General features: G+C 62.1%; 3 protein-coding genes and 1 pseudogene. All 4 read right to left on the minus strand.

Annotated features, from left to right (window positions below):
• Nucleotides 1–192, minus strand: a pseudogene (locus QT222_RS04625) (XkdF-like putative serine protease domain-containing protein); the annotation flags it as partial.
• 77 nt (nucleotides 193–269) lie between these two features.
• Nucleotides 270–2,036: a phage portal protein gene (locus tag QT222_RS04630; RefSeq protein WP_491476449.1), complete on the minus strand. Its 1,767-nt coding sequence runs from the start codon at nucleotides 2,034–2,036 to the stop codon at nucleotides 270–272.
• A gap of 109 nt (nucleotides 2,037–2,145) precedes the next feature.
• Complete coding sequence (locus tag QT222_RS04635) at nucleotides 2,146–3,504, minus strand: hypothetical protein (protein ID WP_491476450.1); 1,359 nt, start codon at nucleotides 3,502–3,504, stop codon at nucleotides 2,146–2,148.
• Nucleotides 3,491–3,745, minus strand: a 255-nt coding sequence (locus QT222_RS04640) for a hypothetical protein (RefSeq protein ID WP_491476451.1), incomplete at its 5' end; no start/stop codon positions are given. The genes QT222_RS04635 and QT222_RS04640, both read right to left, overlap by 14 nt.

Genomic DNA, 3,745 nt, shown 5'->3' on the forward strand with positions numbered 1-3,745 from the left:
GAACGCGGCCGGCGTCACCCCAACGGCGACGTGGGGGTGGAACATCGACGCGCCGGCTTCCGGGCGGAAGGAGGCGCGTTGGTGGCCGTTCTCCCACGGGACCAACACCGCACCGGTCGCGGTGAGGGCCTCCGTGTCTATCTCCTTGATGGCGACTGTCTTCTCGAAGCGACGCGCTACTGTGTCAGTCATCGTAATCCTGTGAGAACGCCGGTACAGCACTCAGGCAGAGGCCCCGGCGAGGGCGTACCATCATCGGTTCTGCAGAGCTACTGGTCAGTCAGCCGCTCGTGGTTGTTCGTGATCTCTTCGTACTCGTACTCGAGGCGGATGTTATCGTAGTGGTACGATCCCGACGACGCGGCCGCCTGCAGTCCCTCCCATTCCTCTTCGGGGACGTCCAAATAGACGTACACCGAGTTCTGCCCCTCGTCGCGCTTGAACGAGATGTAGAGTTCCTCCTCACCGGCGTCGTAGAGGCCGTCTTCGAGGTTGCTGCTGTCGAACTGCTTCGTCTCAAGAGGCGCTTTCGCCGTGACGGACGTCCGCTCACCGACACGGTTCTCTTCGGGAGGGAGGTAGTCGGGGCGCTCCGGATCGGCGGCCTGCTGCAGTGGATCGGACCCACCGAGATCCGCCAGCAACGTGTCGCCGTCGACCGGATGGTCGTCTGGAAGCGGGTCGAGCCCGACTTCGGCACGCGCCTCGTCGATAGTGTGCGAACCCTGCCCTGCAGCGATGAGCGTACGGGCGACATCGGCGTCTTCCTTCGGTTGCTCCGCCCCTCGAAGTTCGAACTCGATGGTCCAATCAGGGGCGTCGAGCCCCTGCTGGTGGATCACCTGGTAGAGTCGGGCGGCGAATTTCTGTTGCTCGGGGGCGATGACGCTGAGGGCGAACTCTTGGACTTGTTCCTTGGAGTTCGAACGGTTCGACGTCTCCGTCCGGTTCAGGAGGACGGGTGGGACCTCGTGGACTTTTGCGATTTCGTGCTCGTTGCGCTTGCGGAAGTTCTGGAAGTCCATGTCCTCGGTCCGCGACGCCGACAGTGGCTCGAGTTCGATGTCGACGTCGTCGTCGATGTTCTGACCGAACTTTTTGAGCTCCAGGAGGACCGTCCGATGTGGCGACCCCTGCAGGTTGTTGAACATCTCTCTGAGCTCCTGTTTCGACTGTTCAGAGAGCTCACCGCCAGTAACCTTGATGGCGTAGCGTGGGATCGCGTCGTGGTTGAAGAAGTCGTGGTTGTAGTCCTTCGCCGCCTCGTCGGCCGCGATGGTTCGCGTCGCCGCGACCCAGTCAGGAACCCCGTAGTAGAGCGCGAGCGGACTCGGGTTCTGCACCCAGATGAGTTCATTCGCGGGGCCGTTCGGAAGGTCTCGCGCATCGTCTGCAGTCTCACCGGTTTCCCGGTCGACGAACGTTGGGTTATCGCCGTAGCGGTCGCCCGCTTCACCGAAGTAGCGACGTCGGCCCTGTCGGATCTGCACGTAGCCGTGACCTTTCACGACCTCGTCACCGTCTGTGTCCTTTTTTCGTACGCGGACAGTCCGGGCGGGGACGTGAGCAAGGCCCGTTGGCGTACCATCGTTGCTGGTGAGAATCTCGATGGCGCACCACCCAATCCCGTGGTAGTCAATCCGAGCCTGCTCAAGGACCTCCTCGGGCGTGGTGGCGGCCGTTCCGTTGGGACCGACCATCCACGACGACTCAGTCCCGTGCCAGAAGTCGACGACGCGTTTGCGCTGGTCGTCGGACGCGCTCTCGGCGTCGGGGACGCTTCGATGCGGAACGAGATTAAACCCATGACCGACCTCATAGCGTGCCTTCTTGCGGATCGACGCTGAGTGTGTCTCGTTGAGTTCGTAGTAGGCGGCAAGCCGGTCGGGGTTGTACGGCGACTGGATACCACGGCCGAGGTCCGTCGCGATGCGGCGCTCGTCAAGTTGCGTCGTATCTTCTGCCTTCTCGAGGCCGCCGAACGTCGTGACGTTGAGGTCGATCTTCTGTGTCGACTCGCCGTCAGTGTCACTCATTTCTCAACCCTCACGCGTGGACAGCCGTCGCAGACGCCACGGGCTTGTTCACGATCAGTACGCAGGTCAGCGCCGCAAGAGCGGCAGGTCTCGCGTGTTGAGTACATGATTAGAGGTAGGAAACGCCCGTGTCCGGCTCGTCTCCGGCGCGTGCCTGGCGTCGACGGGCCGCCTCTTGGATACGGTCGAGTGCCGACGCCGCCAAGGCGAGCGAGTCGACGCAGTCGTCGTGGCCCGTTTCGGGTGCGTGGTAGCGCGTGTAGCCACCCTGGGTGACGTCCTTCTCGAGTTGTCGCAGTTCGAGGCGCAGTTGATCGAGTTCCGGGACACTCGGGGCAGTCAACTCCTCAGTCTCGACGCGCGTGACGAGGTCCTCGATGAGCGACTTCTTTGTCTGCTTCGAGAACTTCGTCGGCTCGAGTCGGACGCCGGCCTGGGCGAGGTCGGGGATGATCTTGTTGTCCCGGGAGGCGTCGGGGACGACGATTCCAGGATACGTTGCGTGGACCGCCTTGATGTCCGCCTCGATAGTATCCCAGCTCTCGTTTTGCCCACGGGAGTAGTACGCCAACTCACCAGCCGCGTCTAGGACGGTCGTCACGCGGTAGTCGCGGTGGCGTGCGAAGTCGACGCCGGCAGCAAACGGTGGCGTGCACTCGCTTGGGTCGCGCTTTGCCTCGCCGATGCCCTCGATGACGTCGCCGACGAGTTGGTAGCTCGCGGTGAACAGCCGTTCATCGAGTTTCTTGAAGACCTGCCCGCCATCGTCGGGGAGTTGGGCCAGATACTCCTGTTGAAACACGTGGTCGGGGACTGTTCCCTTCTTGTCCATCGGATCTTCGGCGATGAACGGATTGTCAGCCGATGTCGCGCGCGACGAGAAGTACTGCGGGTGGTCGGAGGACTGTCCGAGGTCGTAGTAGCGCTGGAAATACGACCGCGGCCGGACGGGTTTCGAGATCAAGAGCGCCGATCCCATCGTGTCCATGAGCATCGGCTCGAGGTCGTTGTACCAGAGATTGTCCGGCATATAGTCCGCCTCGTCGACGATGATGTGGTCGACGCCGGCACCCTGGAGCGTCTCTGGATATGCAAACGTTCGGAACTGGTAGTTGACGCCGTTGATGAGCGTGATCTCGTACGGTTCTGATTCGGACTTGCTCTCAATCCACGAGTCTGGTATCGCGGACTTGAGTTTCTGGTAGCCGTACCGGTAGGCTTGGTCGTACGATGGTCCGACAAACCAGATGATCGTATTCCGTGGGTCGTCGCTCCCCCATTGACTTGCGCTGGGATCGCGTCCGCGCTCGACGTTGTCGATAGCCGAGACGATGTTCTTGCCCCCACGCCGACCCCACTTCGCGACTCGGAACCGAGCGTCCGACTCGAGTAACTCGCGCTGTTTTTCGTGGACCTTGTACTGCGGCGCTGGCGTGAGGACGTCCGGCTGTTGGCTACTCGTCGACATCGTCCGGCGAGAAGGTGACGAACTCGGCGGTCACACCCTCCGAGGCGTCGAAGCTGTGTTCGGTCTGCTGCTCAATCTCGCGTTTTTCCGTCTTGACGTAGCCATACGAACGCTCCAGGACCCATTTCCGGTCGACCTTGCCAGCGGCGGCGTAGTGGCCCCCTTCTCCCTTCCCGCGGGCGCGCTTTAACGCCCCCGCAAACTCCGAAAACCAGTCGAGCCACCAGCAGAGCGTCCCTTC

The sequence above is a fragment of the Haloferax sp. s1 genome (assembly GCF_058382125.1).

Bases quoted from the DNA above. Each gene is read 5' to 3' on its own strand.
- QT222_RS04635 (WP_491476450.1), bottom strand. From the start codon at position 3,504: ATGTCGACGAGTAGCCAACAGCCGGACGTCCTCACGCCAGCGCCGCAG.
- QT222_RS04630 (WP_491476449.1), bottom strand. From the start codon at position 2,036: ATGAGTGACACTGACGGCGAGTCGACACAGAAGATCGACCTCAACGTC.